Annotated in this window: 14 protein-coding genes; 4 read left to right on the top strand and 10 right to left on the bottom strand. The window is 74.6% G+C overall.

Features of this window, described 5'->3' with window-relative positions; translation table 11 throughout:
- Positions 1-58: 58 nt before the first annotated feature.
- The 7 genes from CTZ28_RS21245 to CTZ28_RS21215 form a co-directional block, all read right to left on the bottom strand.
- Positions 59-1750 carry a DUF885 domain-containing protein gene (locus CTZ28_RS21245; RefSeq protein WP_121891237.1) on the bottom strand — a complete coding sequence of 564 codons (1692 nt, stop codon included), beginning with the start codon at positions 1748-1750 and terminating at the stop codon, positions 59-61.
- Positions 1751-1891: 141 nt separating this feature from the next.
- Complete coding sequence (locus CTZ28_RS21240; protein WP_183154498.1) at positions 1892-3340, bottom strand: GNAT family N-acetyltransferase; 1449 nt, start codon at positions 3338-3340, stop codon at positions 1892-1894.
- A 131-nt stretch (positions 3341-3471) separates the two neighbouring features.
- The gene (locus CTZ28_RS21235; RefSeq protein WP_121891235.1) at positions 3472-6138 is read right to left on the bottom strand and encodes a DUF7824 domain-containing protein; all 2667 of its coding nucleotides are present in this window, start codon (positions 6136-6138) and stop codon (positions 3472-3474) included.
- Complete coding sequence (locus tag CTZ28_RS21230; protein WP_121891234.1) at positions 6135-7547, bottom strand: SWIM zinc finger family protein; 1413 nt, start codon at positions 7545-7547, stop codon at positions 6135-6137. Before CTZ28_RS21230 ends, CTZ28_RS21235 begins: the two co-directional genes overlap by 4 nt.
- Positions 7548-7716: 169 nt before the next feature.
- Positions 7717-9303: an alkaline phosphatase D family protein gene (locus CTZ28_RS21225; protein WP_121891330.1), complete on the bottom strand. Its 1587-nt coding sequence runs from the start codon at positions 9301-9303 to the stop codon at positions 7717-7719.
- A gap of 47 nt (positions 9304-9350) precedes the next feature.
- Positions 9351-9797, bottom strand: coding sequence for a hypothetical protein (locus tag CTZ28_RS21220; protein WP_121891233.1), 447 nt, complete (start codon positions 9795-9797; stop codon positions 9351-9353).
- Positions 9798-9875: 78 nt separating this feature from the next.
- Complete coding sequence (locus tag CTZ28_RS21215; protein WP_121891232.1) at positions 9876-10706, bottom strand: alpha/beta fold hydrolase; 831 nt, start codon at positions 10704-10706, stop codon at positions 9876-9878.
- A 179-nt stretch (positions 10707-10885) separates the two neighbouring features.
- Here CTZ28_RS21215 and CTZ28_RS21210 point away from each other — a divergent pair, with 179 nt between their 5' ends.
- Both CTZ28_RS21210 and CTZ28_RS21205 read left to right on the top strand, forming a co-directional pair.
- Positions 10886-11770: an RNA polymerase sigma-70 factor gene (locus CTZ28_RS21210; protein WP_121891329.1), complete on the top strand. Its 885-nt coding sequence runs from the start codon at positions 10886-10888 to the stop codon at positions 11768-11770.
- 239 nt (positions 11771-12009) lie between these two features.
- Entirely contained in the window at positions 12010-12771 is a 762-nt protein-coding gene (locus CTZ28_RS21205; protein ID WP_121891231.1) for a GntR family transcriptional regulator, read from the top strand.
- 45 nt (positions 12772-12816) lie between these two features.
- Here CTZ28_RS21205 and CTZ28_RS21200 read toward each other — a convergent pair whose 3' ends face one another.
- The 3 genes from CTZ28_RS21200 to CTZ28_RS21190 form a co-directional block, all read right to left on the bottom strand.
- Entirely contained in the window at positions 12817-13974 is a 1158-nt protein-coding gene (locus CTZ28_RS21200) for an ROK family transcriptional regulator (protein ID WP_121891230.1), read from the bottom strand.
- Between the two features lie 100 nt (positions 13975-14074).
- Positions 14075-14740 (bottom strand): response regulator transcription factor, encoded by a 666-nt coding sequence (locus CTZ28_RS21195; protein WP_121891229.1) that lies wholly within the window; start codon positions 14738-14740, stop codon positions 14075-14077.
- Positions 14741-14754: 14 nt separating this feature from the next.
- Complete coding sequence (locus CTZ28_RS21190; RefSeq protein ID WP_121891228.1) at positions 14755-15909, bottom strand: sensor histidine kinase; 1155 nt, start codon at positions 15907-15909, stop codon at positions 14755-14757.
- 107 nt (positions 15910-16016) lie between these two features.
- On the opposite strand from CTZ28_RS21190, the gene CTZ28_RS21185 reads away from it, so the two are divergent.
- Together CTZ28_RS21185 and CTZ28_RS21180 are read left to right on the top strand one after the other, a co-directional pair.
- A complete protein-coding gene (locus tag CTZ28_RS21185; protein WP_121891227.1) occupies positions 16017-16937 on the top strand; it encodes an ABC transporter ATP-binding protein in 921 nt (306 codons plus the stop codon).
- 2 nt (positions 16938-16939) lie between these two features.
- Positions 16940-17668 carry an ABC transporter permease subunit gene (locus CTZ28_RS21180; RefSeq protein ID WP_121891226.1) on the top strand — a complete coding sequence of 243 codons (729 nt, stop codon included), beginning with the start codon at positions 16940-16942 and terminating at the stop codon, positions 17666-17668.
- Positions 17669-17680: the final 12 nt, after the last annotated feature.

Here is a 17680-nt window from a genome sequence, read left to right as displayed (position 1 = left end):
GCGCACCACCGGCCGGACCGCCCGGTATTCGCCTGCGGGCGTCGGCCCGCGCCGGCGGTCAGAGCGCGGACAGCTCGTCCACCAGGTCGTCCAGGCCCAGCGAACCCTGGGACAGGGCCGCCATGTGCCAGGCCTTGAGGTCGAACGCGTCGCCGTGCCGCCTGCGCGCGTTCTCGCGGCCCAGCAGCCAGGCCCGCTCGCCGAGCTTGTAGCCGATCGCCTGACCCGGAATCGTCAGATAACGGGTCAGCTCGCTCTCCACGAAGTCGGCGGGCCGGCTGCTGTGCGCGGCGAAGAACTCCTCGGCCAGCTCCGGCGTCCAGCGCTCACCCGGGTGGAACGGCGAGTCCGCCGGGATCTCCAGCTCCAGGTGCATGCCGATGTCGACGATCACCCGGGCCGCGCGCATCATCTGCGCGTCCAGGTAGCCGAGCCGGTGCTCCGGATCGGTCAGATAGCCCAGCTCGTCCATGAGGCGCTCGGCGTACAGCGCCCAGCCCTCCGCGTTGGCGCTGACCCCGCCGAGGGTCGCCTGGTAGCGGGAGAGGTTCTCGGCGACGTGCGCCCACTGGGCGAGCTGGAGGTGGTGCCCCGGCACCCCCTCGTGGTACCAGGTCGACACCAGGTCGTACTCCGGGAACCGGGTCAGCCCCATCGTCGGCAGCCAGGTGCGGCCGGGGCGCGAGAAGTCCTCCGACGGAGCCGTGTAGTACGGGGCCGCGGCGCCGCCGGGCGGAGCGATGCGCGCCTCCACCGTCCGCACCCGCTCGGCGAGTTCGAAGTGCGTGCCGTCCAGCTCCTCGATCGCCCGGTCCATCAGGTCCTGCAGCCAGACCCGGACCTCCTCCACGCCCTCGATGTGCGCGCCGTGCTCATCGAGGTGGGCGAGCGCCACCCACGGCGTCTCGGCACCGGGCAGGATCTTCTCCGCCTCCTGCCGCATCTCGCCCAGGATGCGGTGGTACTCGGCCCAGCCGTACCCGTACGCCTCGTCCAGGTCCAGGTCGGTGCCGTTGAAGTACCGCGACCAGCGCGCGTACCGCTCGCGGCCCACCGTGTTCGGGGCGCCCTCGACCGCCGGCGCGTAGACGTCCCGCATCCAGTCCCGCAGCTCGACGACCGCCGCGGTCGCCACGCCGGCCGCCGCGTCCAGCTCGGCCCGCAGCGACTCGGGCCCGGCCGCGGCGAAGTCCTCGAACCAGCCGCGGCCCGTGCCGTCCGTGTCCGCCCACTCGGAGAGCTGGTCGACGAAGGTGGCGGTCGGGCGGGGAGCCGCGTACAGCTTCCGCTCCAGGCCGAGCGCCAGCGACGCGCGGTAACCCGCGAGCGCGGCCGGGACCGCGCGCAGCCGCTCGGCGACCGCCGCCCAGTCCTCCTCCGTCCGGGTGGGCGTCACCGTGAACACATCGCGCACGGCATGCCCGGGGGTGTGCAGATTGCCGACCGCGCGCAGGTCCTCGTCGGCCTCGTGCACGGCGAGCTCGGCGGTGAGCCGCTCGCGCAGCAGACGTGCGCAGCGCCGCTCCACGTCACTGTCCGCCCCCGGCCGCCGCTCGGCCTCCGCGAGCCCGGCGAGGGTGTCCCGCGCCAGCTCCGCCAGGGCCTCCCGGCCCGCGGGCGAGAAGTCCGGCAGCCGGCTCGAACTCTCCTTCACTCCGAGATAGGTACCGGTGACCGGGTCCAGGGCGACGAGTGCGTCGACATAGGCGTCGGCCACCTCGCGGGGCAGCGGGCTCTTGGTTTCAGACATGCCGTCCATCCTCATACGCCGATGATGTCCGCGTCACCCCGTGCGAGCTGCTCCACACCGCGATTCGGCCGCGGGCGCGGCCGGGGCGGCGGCCCGGGAACCGCCGCCCAGGACGAGCACCGGCTGGACCCGGCGCGAGGATCAGCCGTGGTCGGCCGGTCCGCCGGACCACCGCTGCACGCAGTCGTACGGCGGTCGCGAGACGACCGGGGTGGCGTCCAGCCGGGCCGTGATGACCAGCGTGCCCTCCTCGATCTGGTAGTCCAGCGGCAGACCGAGCCCGCGCATCGCGGCGACCATGCCGGTATTGGACGCCTGCGTCACGGCGTACACGCTCTCGCAGCCCGCCTCGACGGCCATCGACACCAGGCGACCAAGCAGTTCGCCGCCGATGCCGCGCCGCTGCCACTCGTCCTCGACCAGCAGCGCGACCTCCGTCTCGTCGCCGTCCCACAGCAGATGACCGAGACCGACGATGCGACCCGAAGCGGTCTGCACGGCCAGCGTCCGTCCGAAGCGGGGGCCGAGCAGATGGTCGAGATAGCGGTCCGCGTCCCGGACCGGCCCGTGGTACCGCAGACCGAGGGTCCGCGCCGAGCACCGCGCGTGCATCGCCTTCGCCGCCTCCAGGTCGCCCGGGTCGGCCCGCCGCACGGTGATCGCGTCGCCCTCGGCCAGCGTCAGCACGTCCTGGCTGCGCGGGATCCGCGGACCGAGCCGCGCGTCCAGCTCCACCAGCGCCCGCACCCGGGCGAACTCGGCCGGCGTGAACGGCAGATACGGCCGCTCCACGGTGATCACTCCGCCTTCCGGTGCCCGCAGCCGCATCACGGTCTCCTCCAACGCCCCCTCGGCCGGCACCGCCTCCGGTCCCGGTCCGTCGCCCGCCGATCCGGCGGGCAGCGAGCGGATGGTGCAGCGCCCCAGCAACTGCCGCAGCGCCAGCGGGAGTTCCGCGGCGTCCAGCGCGGTCCGCGCGGCGAGGCCCAGGACCCGGGTGGGCGCGTCCACCAGATCGTGCGCGTCGGCCCGCTCGATCCAGGTGTGCGCGCCCCCGGCCAGCGAGACCACCCGGGTGATCTCGGCCGCCGCGAGGCCCGCCGGGGAACGCAGCAGGAACTCGTCCACCGTGCCCTCGGCCAGCGGATGCGTCTGCAGGCTCAGGATGTCGACCTCGCGGCCCGCGAGGGCCGTGCACAGTGCGGCCAGCGAACCGGGTCGGTCCTGCACCGTCGTCCGCATCCGCCACAGCACGCTCGCCCCGCCCTCGGCACCGGGCGCCGTCTCCGGCTGCTCGGGCGGCCCGGTCCGCCGCGGCTCGGTGGGCGGCCGGGCGCCGGTATGGCCCGCGGGAGGGGCATGACCGTGGCGCCGTGCCCACCAGGTGTGGAACCCCGCCGTGGCGATCAGCGCCGCCGCGGCGATCACCAGCAGCGCCGGGCCGTCGGGCCCGTGCCCGATCAGGTTGGCCACCACGTCCGCCACCGCGACGGCCGTGAAGAGGGCGGCGAGTTCCACGACGTCCCGCCGCCAGTGGTGCACGGGACGCCCGTGCTTCGCTCGTGTCACATCCGGCATGTCTCCAGTCATCCACCCACTGTGAGGGAACGGTGTTGCGTGATCACGAACGATTTGTGACTGATGGGTAAAGCATGCTTCTGTCCTATTTATGTCTCTTTCTCGTGGTCGTTATGGGTGTTTTCGCTGGTAGTACGGCCGGTTCAGACGGCCGTCCGCGCGCTCAGCGCGTCCCTCAGCCGACGGGCCTCGGCCACCAGCCGGGACGAGCCCCGCCGGTCGGCGGTCCGCGACAGATGCGGCAGCTCGCCCCGCGCCCCGGACCGCTCGGCACACTCGGCGGCCACGGCCACCAGGTCGCCCAGCCCCCGGGCCGCGGACACCGGGCCCACGGAACCCACCGGAGCCGCCGTCGCCAGGTCCGCGAACAGCACCGGAAGAGTGTGGCGGAGCATCCCCCATATCGTGGCGTTCGCCCCCGTGGCCGCGGCCTGCCGTGCCGACTCGGCCAGCCGCACCGGCTTCACCGCCCCGCGCCGGACCAGCTGCCCCAGGTCGGCGCCGAGCCGCGCCGGGTCGAGCTGCCCCCGCGCGGCCAGCACCAGTAGCGCGTCGACCGCGGCCAGCCGGTCCTCCGGATGCCGGGCCGCCAGCCCGTAGGCCAGGCACAGATGCACGCACTCGCCCGCCTCGCCGCCGGACTCGGCCAGCAGGGGGAGCGCGACCGCGCCGCCCCGGACGTCGTTCACGGCCGCATCGGACAGGTCCCGCACCATGCGCACCGCCACCAACTCGCGACGCTCCGGAAGCAGAGCGAGCCAGTGCTGCCGAGTTCCGGGGTTCCAGTGGGAGCAGTACCGGCTGGTGCCGTAGGCGGTCACCGACGCGCCCAGCGCCCGGAACTTGACGGGGAACTCCTCCTTCATCTCCGGGACTTCGCCGTAGCCGACCAGGATCCGCGCCCCTCTGGTCTCCCGCCCGGCCACCGGCGCGGCCGGCGGCTCGGCGCGCAGCCACCGGGCGAGCCGCTCACCCTCGTCGGTGCCGAGCGCCGAGGCCCGCTCCGCCGCCGCGGCAGCGGCCGCGCGGTCGCCGCGCCGCACCCGCAGCAGCGCCTGTGCGAAGTCGGCCGCGCCGACACGGGCGCCCAGCCGCCGATAGGTGTCGAGCCGCGCCACCAGGTCGGCCGGCTCCAGCAGCCCCGTGCTCCAGGTGGGGGTCGACAGCAGCAGCGGTTGCGGATCGGCGTGCAGCCGCCAGGCCACCTCGCGGATCCGTGCGTCGAAGGCATCGGCGAGGCCGTGGTGGACGCAGGTGGGGCCGATCGAACCGCGCCGGGCCCCCGGGCGGAGCCTGGACGCCGCCACCCTGCCGCGCAGCGACGCCAGCAGCAGGTCGAGGGCGTTCTCGGCGCCCTGGAGGTCGAGGTGCGAGCCGCCGAAGTACCGCTCCGCGCGCCCCTGTGGATCGACCCCGGTATCGTCCCACCAGCGGCGCTCGATCACCGGGCCCAGCGCCGTCAGCAGGGCCTCCCGGTCCCGGTGCGCATGCCGCACCAGACCGTCCAGCGCCCGCTCGAACGCGGCGACACCGCCGTCGCTCGCCAGCAGCGCCCCCACCTCTTCGGCGAGCTCGACCGCCGTCTCCGGAGCCGCCGCCAGCCGCACCGGCTCCGGCGCGGGCGGCAGCACCTCCTCGTACGCCATCGGGGCCGCCACCGCCAGACCCAGCGCGCCGGCCGCCCGTGCCCGCAGTCCGGGCGTCAACTGCTCCGTCGCAGGGGCGAGTTCGGACTTCAGGGCGGCATCGAGCCGCTCGGCGTGGCGTTCGACCAGCTTCAGCGCCCGCTCCTGCACCTGCGCGTCCTCGTGCCCGAACGCGAGGGCCACGGCGGGCAGCAGCTCCGCTGTCGCGTCCGGCCGGCGGGAGAGCACCTTGCCGAGCAGCACGAGCTGCGCCCGGACCAGTTTCTTCTCGCCCCGGAACAGGACGCCCTCGGATGCCTCGGCGAGCCGGCGGTGCGTCAGTTCGCCGTCCAGGGCCAGCGCGGAGAGCACCGCCTGCGCGTGCCCGGCGACGGGGGAGGCGCCGTCCCGGGCCAGGGCGGTCCAGTCCGCGATCCGCGCACGCTCCTCGGCGCGCGTGAGGTCCAGACGGACGAGCAGCGGAAGGAAGACCCGGTGGTCGGTCAGGCCGCCGCCGCGCAGCAGCCGGGCGACGCACGCGTCCACCACGGTCGCACGGTCCAGGAAGCCCTGCCGGGTCAGTTCCGCGAGGGCGTACTGCCAGGATCCCGTGTCCTCGCCCAGCATCCAGCGGACCTCACTGAGGTCCATGAGGTCGAAGAACCCGGCGACGAGACGGACCAGGTCCGGCTCCGCGCGCAGCCGGTCCACGAGCGAACCCCGCCTCCCGTGGCCGCCGACGTGCTGGATCCAGGCGATCACGTACGCGTCCGTCACCGGGACGGCGCAGCCCGAGCGCCGGACCAGCCCCGACATCAGCGCGTACGGCACCCTCGCGGACGCCGGCCGCTGGGCCAGGCGGTGCGCCACATCGCCGAGCCACGCGGACTCACGCCCCTCCAGCGCCCGCAGCAGCAGCTCCGGCGCCGCCTGCCGCCAGCGCAGGTCGGACGACGAGAGCCAGCTCGCGGCTGCCGCCGCCCCGGTGTGGCAGGCGGCCCCGGCCGCGTGCAGCGCGGGCAGCATCTCGCGGGACCCGCTGCCCCAGGGAGCGGAGCGCAGCTCCTTGCGGATCTCCTTCAACTCGGGCAGGAGCGCCCGCCGTTCGGCGTCCGCCAGCCCCGTCAGCAGGCCCAGCGCCTCCTCTGTCCGGCCCGCGCGCACGGCCGCCGTCACCACACTCATCGCGCACCCCCGGCCGCTGCCGCCGGCACCCGCTGGGCCGCCGTGCCGCGCCGCACCATCCGCACCGCGAGCGCGTGCTTGCACGGCCCGCGCCCGCCTCGGTACCTCGCCCACCACGGACAGCTGCAGCTGAGCACCCCCGCCGCGTCGCGCACCCGGTGCAGATGCCCGTCCTCGGCGGTCACCGTCCCGACCGGGCCGTCCAGGGCGACCGCGCCCGCGGCCACCAGCGCCCGGGCCGCCCGCAGCCGCGGATTGTGCCGCTCGACCCGCTCCGCGTCGTACGGCAGTTCCCGGTGGAAGTAGGCCGCTTCCGCCGTGTCGTATCCGACGCGGCCGGAGGTGCCGAGACGGACCAGCGCGGCGCGGACCCGCTCCGGGGCGAGACCGGAGGCGGCGGCGAGGTCGGCCACGTCGACGCGCGGCTCCCATGCCAGCAGGACCGCGATCAGCTCCGCGTCCTCGGCGGCCTCGTCGGTGGCGAGCGCGTCCAGGACACCGCCCTCGCCGGAGAATCCGCGCGAGGCGTCGGGCGACAGGGTGAGCGTGAGCCGCATCCCCGGCAGGACCACCTCCCAGGCGGCGGCCGTGGCGCCGGCCGCGCCGCCGGTGACCGCCGGGCCGTGGACCCGCAGGGCCGTCGCGTGCCGCAGCACCCGCTGGAGCGCGGCGAGCCGCTCGGGGCCGGGCAGGCACACCGCGCCCGGCACCGGCCGGGTGGTGGGCCGCAGCCCCCGGCCGACGGGCACCACCCAGCGCGGCCCGCCGACGGCGCGCCGGCCGCCGCCCGCCCGGGGCAGCCCGCGCAGGAAGCGCACCGCCTCGTCCGCGGACAGCTCCGCCCGCAGATCGAAACCGGCCGCTATGACCTGGGCCTCCGCGAAGCCGCGCAGCCACCGGTCCGGGAGCGGCACCTTCTTCTCGACCACCGGCCCGTCCAGCGTGGTGACCGTCAACTCCTCCGGCCCGACCCGGAGATGGAGCGGGTCGTCCGAGCCGATCCGGGACAGGGCCTCACGCAGCGGGTTGTTGACGTCGACGTTGGTCGTGCCGTGCCCCACCGGGCCGCCGTCCAGACCGGGCGCGAGCACATCCAGGCGCGCGTACACCCCGCCGCAGCCGGAGAAGGACTCGAAGCGCAGCCGGTCGCCGTTGCCCGTCACCACCGGGTCGAGCGAGGCGCGCAGCTGCGGCTGGTAGTACCGGGCGGCGGCCACGTCGGCCACCGCCAGCAGTCCCGCCGCGGCGACCTGAGGAGACGTCAGGAAGCCCGCGAAGAAGCGCGGGTGGTCCGCGACGCCGGCCGGTGTGGCACCGCGGGAGGTTTCGAGTCCGAGCCGGCTTCCGCCCGCGGCGGACTCCAGCACGGAGGCGTGGCGATAGGCCACGGCCTGGAGGGATCGCGTCATGGGAAAACCGTAGAAGCGACCACTGACAATCGCCCTGACCTGCGAAAACACTGTGCCGGGCGGGAGTTGGACGGCGCCGGCGACCGCGCCGCGCACCGGGGGATGACGCCGGTGCGCGGCACGCCTTCGAGGGTACGGGAGCCGGCCGCCGGGCGGGCTTCCGCCGCGCCTACTGGCCGACCCGGCCCGGCTGCAGCCGCTGGGTGAACAGCACCGTGCCGTCCTGCTCGCGCAGCCGCACCGTCAGCTCCCCGCTGCCGCCGTCGATGTCGACCTCGCCGAAGAACTGGTAGCCGCCGGCGGGGGAGACGTTCGACGCGGTCGGCGCCTTCACGAACACCCGTTCCGGTCCGAAGGTGGCGTCGAGCTCGCTGGCCGGGAAGGCGCCCGCGTTGAGCGGACCGGAGACGAACTCCCAGAACGGCTCGAAGTCGGTGAACGCGGCCCGCGACGGCTGGTAGTGCTGGGCCGAGGTGTGGTGCACGTCGGCGGTCAGCCACACCGTGCCGGTGATCCGCCGGTGCTTGATGTACCGGAGCAGTTCGGCGATCTGCAGCTCGCGGCCGAGCGGAGCGCCGGGGTCGCCCTGGGCCACCGCCTCGATGTTCGGCCGGCCCTCGGTCGCGTCCGGCACGACCAGACCGAGCGGCATGTCGGCGGCGATCACCTTCCACACCGCGCGCGACCGGGACAGCTCCCGCTTGAGCCACTCCAGCTGCTCGCGGCCGAGGATGCCCTGCGGGTCCACGGTCTGGTCGCCGGCCGAGTTGGCGTTGCGGTAGGTCCGCATGTCCAGGACGAACACGTCGAGCAGCGGGCCGTACCGCACCACGCGCTGCACCCGGCCCTGCTTGGCGCCCGGCCGCAGCGTCGGGATCGGGAAGTACTCGCTGAAGGCCCGGCGGGCGCGCGCCGCCAGCACGTCGACGCTCTTCTCGGTGTACCGGGCGTCGGTGTCGGCGATCACCTCACCCGGGTACCAGTTGTTGCGCACCTCGTGGTCGTCCCACTGAATGATGGACGGGACCTGAGCGTTGAACCGTTTGAGGTTCTCGTCCAGCAGGTTGTAGCGGAAGTTGCCGCGGAACTCCGCCAGCGTCTCGGCCACCTTGGACTTCTCCTCGGTGGTGATGTTCCGCCAGGTCCGCCCGTCGGGCAGGGCCTGGGTGGCGCTGATCGGGCCGTCGGCGTAGATGTTGTCGCCGCTGCACAGGAAGAAGTCCGGGTCCAGCTTCGCCATGGCGTCGTAGATCCGGTAGCCGCCGACGTCGGGGTTGATGCCCCAGCCCTGGCCGGCCAGGTCGCCGGACCACAGGAACCGCAGGCCGTCCCGGCGGCGCGCCGACACCGTACGGAACGTGCCGGTCACCGGCTCGCCGGTGCGACGCGGGTCGTCCGGGTCGGCGAGCAGCACGCGGTAGTGGATCTGTTCGCCGGCCGGCAGGCCGCGCAGCTGGGTGGTGCCGGTGAAGTCGGTGCCCTGGCCCAGCAGCGGGCCGTGCCAGCGGCGCGGGTTGCGGAACGACTCGGTGGCCGAGGTCTCCACGACCATCCGGGCCGGCCGGTCCGAGCGCACCCACACGAGACCGGAGTCGGAGGTCACGTCGCCGACCTGCACGCCCCAGCCCGCCTTCGGGCGCCCCGACAGGGCGAACGCGGGTACGGCGCCGGCAGCGGCGGGCAGGGCCAGGGCCGCGGACGCGGCGAGGGAGCCGCGCAGGACGCTGCGGCGGCCGGGGAAGGGACGGTGTGACATGGAATGGGCCTCCGGGGTCGGGAACCGGACCTTGTGCAGTGCCACAACTACTGGTGTGCCGCAGCGACCACGGAAACCACAAGTGAACAACTGGCCCGGCGGCCACGGAAAACGGAGGGTGTCTCCGCGGTCCCGCCGGCCCCTCGCAGCCTGGGCCCCGACCGCGGGTACCGCCACCGCCGTTGCGACCGGCCCGCGCCTCGGATCCGCGCGGGTGTCAGATGGGCGTACCCGAGGACCGGACGCACGGCGGAGCCGCCGGTACGCGCGTGTGCGCGGGCGCTGAGCGGGTGCGGTGCGACACCGGCCGCGGCGGCCTGTTCCGGGAACCGGCCCTCGGGGCCGTACCGCCGCGGCAGTTCGGCCACGGCGTGCGGACCCGCGGTGAAGCGGCGCGGCTGCCGGTCGTGGTCGCCGCGCTGCGGGAACCGGGCGAACAGGGCCTGGTCCCAGGAGAGTTGGCCGAGGTCCATGGCCCGCTTGCGCTCGACCACGTCGTCGGTGAGCGAGCGCGGTACCAGGAGCCGGCCCGGCCGCAGCCCCGGCGCCGGGGGACTTGCCGAGGGCGGCGGTCAGCGGCTGCCGTCGAGGATGACGCGCGCGACGAGCGCCGGGTCGTCGTTCATTGGGCAGTGGCCGCAGCCGGGCAGCCGCACCAGCCGGGCCCGGGGGATGATCCGCTTGGCGCGGATCCCCTGACGGCGCACGAGCACCAGGTCGCGGGTGCCCCAGGCGACCGTCACCGGGACACCCGGGATGTCATCGGTGAACCGGACGGTGGTGCCGGCCCGCAGGGCCGCGTCGAAGCCGGTGGCCCGGCCCAGCGCGAGCGTCTCGGCGACCACCGCCTGGGGTGAACGGCGGGCCGGCCGGGCGTAGATCGTGCTCGTCAGGGCAGTGCGGCCGGCCGCCGTCCGGGCCAGCCGCTCGACCAGGGGCAGCGGCAGCCGCCGGGAGGCCCGCCGCATCGCGATCAGCACGCCGAAGGCGTAACGCCGTTCGGCCGGCGACCAGAATCCGGCGGGGGACAGGGCGGTGACGGACCGTACGAGCCGCTCGCGGCCCAGTTCCAGGGCGAGCAGGCCGCCGAGCGAGTTCCCGGCCACGTGCGGGTGGTCCAGCTCCAGGGCCGCGAACAGCGCGCCGAGGACGGCATTGGTCGTCGGCAGGTCGTAGGCGAGGCCGTCCGGCAGGCCCGGGGACGCCCCGAACCCCGGCAGGTCCACGGCGATCACGTCGCGTTCCACGGCGAGGATCTCCACCAGCGGGTCCCATGCCTGCCGGTGATGGCCGATGCCGTGCAGCAGGACCAGCGGCTCGCCGCGCCCCACGCGCGCGTAGGAGACGGTGACATCCCGTGGTCCGTGCGGAGTGGGGACCTCGAAGGAGACGGTCGCGGACATGGGGATGCTCCTCGTCTGGGACGGGCCTGCGGATTTCGTAGACAGCTTGTCAGCAATTGCTACCGGCGGGTAGCCCTCGTGTCCTCGTGTCGTGTCGCCACCCGGCCACCGCCCGCCGCCCCCGTCTCGTGGCCCGCGGTCTCCTGGACACCGCCGGGTACGTCGGCTGGGATGGGGCCGTGACCGCCGACACGCCGACCGACGTCTTCGAAGCGCACCGACCCGTCCTCATGGGAGTCGCCTACCGCATGCTCGGGCGCGTGGCCGACGCGGAGGACGTGGTCCAGGACGCCTGGCTGCGCTGGTCCGGCGCGGACCACGGCCAGGTGCGCGAGCCGCGCGCATACCTGGTGCGCATCACCACCCGGCTGGCCATCGACCGGCTGCGCGAGATCCGCGCGCGCGGCGAGACGTACGCCGGCCCGTGGCTCCCGGAGCCCTGCGTCACCGACTTCGCGGACACCGTTGCGGACGGCGCCGAACGGGCGGTGCTCGCCGACTCGGTCTCCTTCGCCGTGCTCGTGGTCCTGGAGTCCCTGTCGCCCCTGGAGCGCGCCGTGTTCGTCCTGCGGGAGGCCTTCGGTCTTCCGCACGCCGAGATCGCGGCCGCGCTCGACCGCGGCGAGGCGGCGGTGCGCCAGCTCGCCGCGCGGGCCCGCCGGCACGTCGACGAGCGACGGCCGCGCTACCCGGTCGACCCCGCCGAGCGGCGGGATCTGACGGAGCGGTTCCTCGCCGCCGCGGCCGACGGCGACCTCGCGGCGCTGACGGCCCTGCTCGCCCCCGACGTGCGCCTGGTGGGAGACAGCGGCGGCAAGGCGAAGGCGCCGGTGCGGATCCTGGAGACGGCGGACAAGGTGGGCCGCTTCCTCGTCGCGGTCACGGGCGAGGAGGCGCCCGGACTGTCCGTCCGCTTCCTGGAGATCAACGGCGGTTTCGCGATCCTCGCCCTCCGCGACGGCACACCCGACACCGTGCTGCAACTGGACGTGGCCGACGGCGTCGTCCACACGGTGTACCTCGTGCGCAACCCCGACAAGCTGCAGTCGCTGGCCGCGCGCTGATCCGTCCCGCCCCGCAGCCCCCCTCGTACGACGGGAGCTTTGCCGTTACGTCACGAAAACGGCCCAGTGAGAACGGTTCATGAACGCTCCGCCGCGGACGGCCCGTGCGCCGCCCGAGGGTTCGAGGATTGGTCTTGACCAAGGGTGAGCTCCGCCTTATCGTCGCTGATAAGTGCAACAACCTTTAATAAACAAGGGCGCTAAAACGCCGCCGGACCACGGCGATCGCGGAGGACAGGGTGGGGACCACGCAGCTGGAATCGGTGCCGGAACCGAAGTACTGGCATCTCAGGACCGTGCTCAGTGAGGCTTTGGACTCCGAGTTCTCGGTCGGTGAGATCCTGCCCAACGAGCGGGACCTCGCCGCCCGCTTCGGCGTGGCCCGCGCCACGCTCCGCCAGGCCCTCGAACAGCTCGAACTCGAAGGCCGGCTGCAGCGCCGCCGCGGTGTCGGCACGACCGTCGCGCCGCCGCGCGTCGGCGTCGCCGTGGGCACCGAACAGCACGCCTGGCCGGGTGCCGCCGATGACGCCTGGCAACTCGCCGACTGCACCCAGGCGGTGCCGCCCGCGGCCGTCGTCACGGCCCTGGAGACCGGCGCCGACGAGCCCGTGCACATCGTGCGCCGCACCCGGGTGTCCCACGGCCGGCCGGTGGCCGCCGAACTGCTCTACGTCCCCGCGTCCTCGGTGCCCGACCTGTCGGCGATCGACGCCCCCTCCGGGCCCGCACGCGCGCGTGCCGTGCTGCGCGAGCTGCAGCGCCTGGAGCTGGAGGGCGAGGACCGCGCCGTGGAACTCGGCTCGGCCAGCGCGGAGGACGCCAAGGAACTGGACCGGCTCCCCGGGGCGCCCGTCCTGGTCGTCACCACGCGCTTCTTCGCCGAGGGACGCACGGCGGCGCTCTCCGTCGCCCTGTACCGCGCGGACACCTGCCGCCTCACCTTCGGCGACTCCGGCAAGGTGGAGATCCACCACGGACCCGAACGGCAGGCCTCGTGACCGGCGGTTCCCGGTAGCCGACGCTTCCTGCGCCCGGGGGAAGGATCACCGCCGGGCGGTCGTCGTGCCCTCCACCGCAAACAGCTGCTCCTCCACATGGTCGAGAGCGAGCCGCAGGGCGCCCATGGGCACGGCCGCCTCGCCGAGCAGGGAGAGGGCGACCTTCGGCGGGCGCAGACAGTAGCGGGCGAGTTCACGCCGCAGCGGTTCCAGGACGCCGTCCAGACCGGCCGCCCAGCCGCCGATCACGACCAGCTCCGGGTCGAGCGCCAGGGCGAGCGCCGCCACGTCGTGCACCAGCCGCTGGATGAACCGGTCGACGGCGGCCCGCGCCCGCCGGTCGCCCTTGCGGGCGAGCGCGAACACCTCGGCGACCGCCTGCTCGTCCAGCGGATGCAGCGGCTGGTCCGTCGTGGACAGCAGCGTCTCCGGGGTCACCTCCCGGCCCAGCAGGTGCAGCGCGCCGATCTCCCCGGCCGCCCCGCCGTACCCCCGGTGCAGCCGCCCGCCGATCAGCGCGCCGGCGCCCGGGCTCAGCCCGGCCAGCACGAACACCACGTCGTCCGAGTCGGTCGCCGCGCCCTTCCAGTGCTCGGCGACGGCGGCCGCGTTGGCGTCGTTCTCCACCAGCACCGGGCACTTGAAGGAGCGGCTCAGCCGCTCGCCGAGCCGCAGACCCGTCCACTGGGGCAGCGCGGTGCCCAGCCGCACCGTGCCGTCGGCCTCGACGATCCCCGGCGTGCCGACCCCCACCGCCCGCAGCGAGCTGCGCGCGACCCCGGCCCGCCGCAACAGCTCGGCCACGGCGGTCCGCAGCCGCTCCAGCCGCTCGTCCGCCTCGGCGGTCTCGTCGACGTCCCTGGCCTGCGCGCCCAGCACCCGGCCGTCCAGGTCGGACAGCAGTGCCGCGACCCGGTGCGCGCCGATCTCCAGGCCCAGCAGATGCCCGGCCTCGGCCCGGAACCGGAACCGCCGCGCGGGGCGCCCCTGACGCCGTGCGGCGCCCTCCTCGGCCGCCGTCTCCACCACGAGACCGGCTTCGATGAGCCCTTCGACGACCCCTTCGACGGTCGGCCGGGACAGCCCGGTCACCCGGGTGATCTCCGTGAGCGTCGCGCAGTCCGTGGCACGCATCGCGTGCAGCACCACCGCGGAATTGATCCTTCGCAGCAGCGAGGGATCGCCGCCGGTCAGCCGCCCCACCGTCCGTCCTCCCAGCTCGTGCGCGTGTTGGGCGGATCGTACTCGGCACCGCGGAGCCCGGCGAGTTCCGGGCGCCAACTGCCCTGTGCCGCGCGGGCGGTCAGCCCGGAGCGACGAAGCCCGACTCGAACGCCGCGATCACCGCCTGGGTGCGGTCCCGCGCCCCGAGCTTCGCCAGGACGGCGCTCACATGCGACTTGACCGTCTCCGTTCCGACGACCAGCCGGGAGGCGATCTCCGCGTTGGACAGCCCCCGCGCCATCAACCGCAGCACCTCGGCCTCCCGTTCGGTCAGCCGGGCCCGCTCCAGCGCGGCCCGCGCGGCCCGGTTGCCCTGCCCGTCGTCGCCGTAGCGGGCGGCGAGCTGCCGCACCGATGCGGGGAACAGCAGCGACTCGCCCTCGGCGACCAGCCGCACGGCGTGCACGATCTCGGCGGGCCGGGCCCGCTTCAGCAGAAAACCGTCGGCACCGGCACGCAGCGCCTCGTAGACGTACTCGTCGTTCTCGAACGTGGTCACCACCAGGATCTTCGGGGGCTCGGCCACGGTGCGCAGCACCGCGCGCGTGGCCTCGATCCCGTCCAGGAGCGGCATCCGGACGTCCATGGCGACCACGTCCGGCCGCAGCCGCCGCACCAACGGGATCACCGCCGCACCGTCGGCCGCCTCGCCGACCACCTCGATATCGGGCTGGGCATCGAGGACCGCGCGGAGCCCGGCGCGGACCAGGGGTTCGTCGTCGACGATCAGAACGGTGACCGGCATCCGGCCAGCGTAGATCAGCGCACCGGCAGCTCCACACGCACCTGCCAGTCGTCCGCGTCCGGACCCGTGTGCGCGCTGCCCCCGAGCAGGGCCGCGCGCTCGCGTATGCCGCGCAGCCCGCTGCCCCGGCCGGGGCCGGTCACCGCGGCCGTCAGCGGATTGCGCACCTCCAGGGCGAGCGTGCCGTCCGCCACCGTGACGCGGACCAGGACCGGCACGGAACCCGCGTGCCGCAGCACATTGGTCAGCGCCTCCTGGAGGATGCGGTAGCCCTCCCGGGACACCGGCCCCGGAACCGTCTCCAGAGGCCCGGCCACCTCCGCGTCCACCTTGGCCCCGGAGGCGCGCGCCGACTCCAGGAGCCGGTCGGCGTCGGCCAGTGTGGGACGGCTGCTCGCCGGCCGCTGCGCCTCGCGGAGCACGCCCAGCACCCGCTCCAGGTCCTCCAGGGCGGCCCGGCCCGTCTCCTCGATGGCTCCCAGGGCCCGGTCGGTGAACTCCGGATCGCCCGCCGTCCGCGCCGCCCCCGCCTGCACCACCGCCACCGTCAGGGCGTGCCCGATGGAGTCGTGCAGCTCGCGCGCGATGCGGGTGCGCTCCAGGAGTTGTTCGGTCCGTTCCTCCAGCGCGGCCAGCCGCTCCGCGGCGGACGGGCCGAGCAGCCGGCGCGCGAGGGCGGTGACCAGCGCGCCGAGGCCCACCACCACGCCGTACAGGGCGATCAGGGGGAGCGGGGCGAGCAGCCCGTAGGCCCAGTGCGGCTGCGCCCGGTCCAGCACCGGCACGTCGGGCGAGGTGTGTCCGGAGGCGAGCCGGATCAGCTCGTACGTGAAGATCGGCAGCCACACCGAGCCGACGGTCGCCGGCACCGCGAGGGCCATCCGGACCTCCAGCCACAGCACGGTGCGCAGCCTGTCCCGCCAGGTCGCCGACGGCGCCACCGAGATGCCCGGCTCCTCCTCGCCGGGCGTCAGCAGCAGCCGCGCCTGCACCCCCTCCCCGGTCCGCACCGCCCCGATGAGCCCCACCGGGATCAGGACGGCCGCGGGCACCCACGGCTTCCCCGGGTCGATGAACAGCCACACGCTGACGATCAGCATGGGCACCCACAGGTGCAGGAAGCGCGTGTACGTCGTCCCCCGCAGCAGCGGGCGCAGGAAGCGGGCCATCCGGACATCGTGGCAGGCGTCACCGACAACGAGCCTCCCCCGGGCGGGGGAGACGATCCACACCGGCGGGGGAGGACCGGGCGCCCACCAACGGCCAGGCTGGCGCCATGACCTGCATCGACGTACGAGACCTCAGCAAGGAGTACGGCGCCCGGCGGGCCGTGGACCATGTCACCTTCAGCGTTCGCCCCGGCCTGGTGACCGGTTTCCTCGGCCCCAACGGCGCCGGGAAGTCCACCACCATGCGGCTGATCCTGGGCCTGGACCGGCCGACCTCGGGGACCGCGACGGTCGGCGGCCGTGCCTACGCCGAACTCCATGAGCCCCTGCGTCAGGTGGGCGCGCTGCTCGACGCGCAGGCCGCGCACGGCTCCCGCACCGGGCGCGACCATCTGCGCGCCCTGGCGGCGAGCAACCGCATCCCCGTGCGCCGGGTCGACGCCGTACTGGAGGAGACGGGACTCACCGCCGTGGCACGGCGCCGGGTCAAGTCGTACTCCCTGGGCATGCGGCAGCGGCTCGGGATCGCCGCCGCGCTGCTCGGCGATCCCGGGGTCGTGATCCTCGACGAGCCGTCGAACGGGCTCGACCCCGAAGGCATCGTCTGGATCCGCGCGCTGCTGCGCCGGCTGGCCGCCAAGGGCCGCACCGTCCTCGTCTCCAGCCACCTCATGAACGAGACCGCGGCCTTCGCCGACCACCTCGTCGTCCTCGGCCGCGGCCGGCTGCTGGCGGACACCCCGCTGCAGGACTTCATCCACGCGCGCGTGCGGCCCGGCGTACGGGTCCGCACGACCGACGGGACGCCCCTCGCCGGCCTGCTCGCCCGCCACGGCTACGACGCCGCCTCGGACGACACCGGACAGTGGACCGTGCGGAACGCGCGCGTGGAGGACATCGGGCGCCTCATGGCCGACGCGGGCGTCCCCGTGCTCGAACTCGCCGCGGAGGAGGCCACCTTGGAGCAGGCCTACCTCGATCTGACGTCGGCCGAGGCCGAGTTCACCGCCCAGCCCCAGGAGGCCTGACCATGTCGAACCGGTCGACGTTCCAGCCCGCACTCCACGCCGAGTGGATCAAGATCCGTACACTGCGCTCGCTCGTCGGCAGCCTGGGCGCGGTGCTCATCGCGACCGTCGCCTTCGGCGCGCTCACCGCGGCCGACGGCGCGGACATCGATCCGCTGTTCGCCATGTTCTTCGGTGTCTCCTTCGGGCAGATCGCGGCGATCACGTTCGGCGTGACGGCCGTCTCGTCCGAGTTCCAGGGCGGCGCGCTGCGCCAGACGCTCGCCGCGGTTCCCGACCGGCGGCGGTGGTTCGCGGCGAAGGCCACCGCGATCGCGGTGCCCGTCCTCGCCGTGGGCCTGGTCACCGGAACGGTGACGCTGCTCGTCGGCCGCGCCGCCCTCGGGGCCGGGCAGGACCGGCCGACCTGGGCGGAGGGACTGCGCGCCGCGGTGGGCTGCGGCATCTACCTGACGCTGATGGCGCTGTTCGCGGCCGGGCTCGCGGCCGTGCTGCGCAGCGGAGTGGCCACGCTGAGCCTGCTGATCCCGCTGCTCCTGATCGTCTCCTTCGTGGTCGGCGACCTGTCCGGCAACGTCGCCGACTTCCTGCCCGACCGGGCCGGCCAAGTGGTCCTGCACGGTGACTGGGGCGGCAGCCTCGGCCCGTGGAGCGGACTGGCGGTGACCGCGCTGTGGACGGCGGGAGCGCTGTGCGCGGGAGCGTGGAGCGTACACCGGCGGGACGCCTGACACGTCGCCAAT

It is taken from the genome of Streptomyces shenzhenensis, from assembly GCF_003688995.1.
In the GTDB taxonomy this organism is placed as follows: Bacteria; Actinomycetota; Actinomycetes; order Streptomycetales; family Streptomycetaceae; genus Streptomyces; species Streptomyces shenzhenensis_A.
Note: the sequence above shows the minus strand (reverse complement) of the source record. Positions and strands in the feature narration are given on the sequence as shown.

What these genes read in the sequence shown, in the direction of transcription:
- CTZ28_RS21245 (WP_121891237.1), bottom strand. Translation starts at nt 1,750, where the DNA reads ATGTCTGAAACCAAGAGCCCGCTGCCCCGCGAGGTGGCCGACGCCTAT.
- CTZ28_RS21240 (WP_183154498.1), bottom strand. Translation starts at nt 3,340, where the DNA reads ATGACTGGAGACATGCCGGATGTGACACGAGCGAAGCACGGGCGTCCC.
- CTZ28_RS21235 (WP_121891235.1), bottom strand. Translation starts at nt 6,138, where the DNA reads ATGAGTGTGGTGACGGCGGCCGTGCGCGCGGGCCGGACAGAGGAGGCG.
- CTZ28_RS21230 (WP_121891234.1), bottom strand. Translation starts at nt 7,547, where the DNA reads ATGACGCGATCCCTCCAGGCCGTGGCCTATCGCCACGCCTCCGTGCTG.
- CTZ28_RS21225 (WP_121891330.1), bottom strand. Translation starts at nt 9,303, where the DNA reads ATGTCACACCGTCCCTTCCCCGGCCGCCGCAGCGTCCTGCGCGGCTCC.
- CTZ28_RS21215 (WP_121891232.1), bottom strand. Translation starts at nt 10,706, where the DNA reads ATGTCCGCGACCGTCTCCTTCGAGGTCCCCACTCCGCACGGACCACGG.
- CTZ28_RS21195 (WP_121891229.1), bottom strand. Translation starts at nt 14,740, where the DNA reads ATGCCGGTCACCGTTCTGATCGTCGACGACGAACCCCTGGTCCGCGCC.
- CTZ28_RS21190 (WP_121891228.1), bottom strand. Translation starts at nt 15,909, where the DNA reads ATGGCCCGCTTCCTGCGCCCGCTGCTGCGGGGGACGACGTACACGCGC.
- CTZ28_RS21185 (WP_121891227.1), top strand. Translation starts at nt 16,017, where the DNA reads ATGACCTGCATCGACGTACGAGACCTCAGCAAGGAGTACGGCGCCCGG.
- CTZ28_RS21180 (WP_121891226.1), top strand. Translation starts at nt 16,940, where the DNA reads ATGTCGAACCGGTCGACGTTCCAGCCCGCACTCCACGCCGAGTGGATC.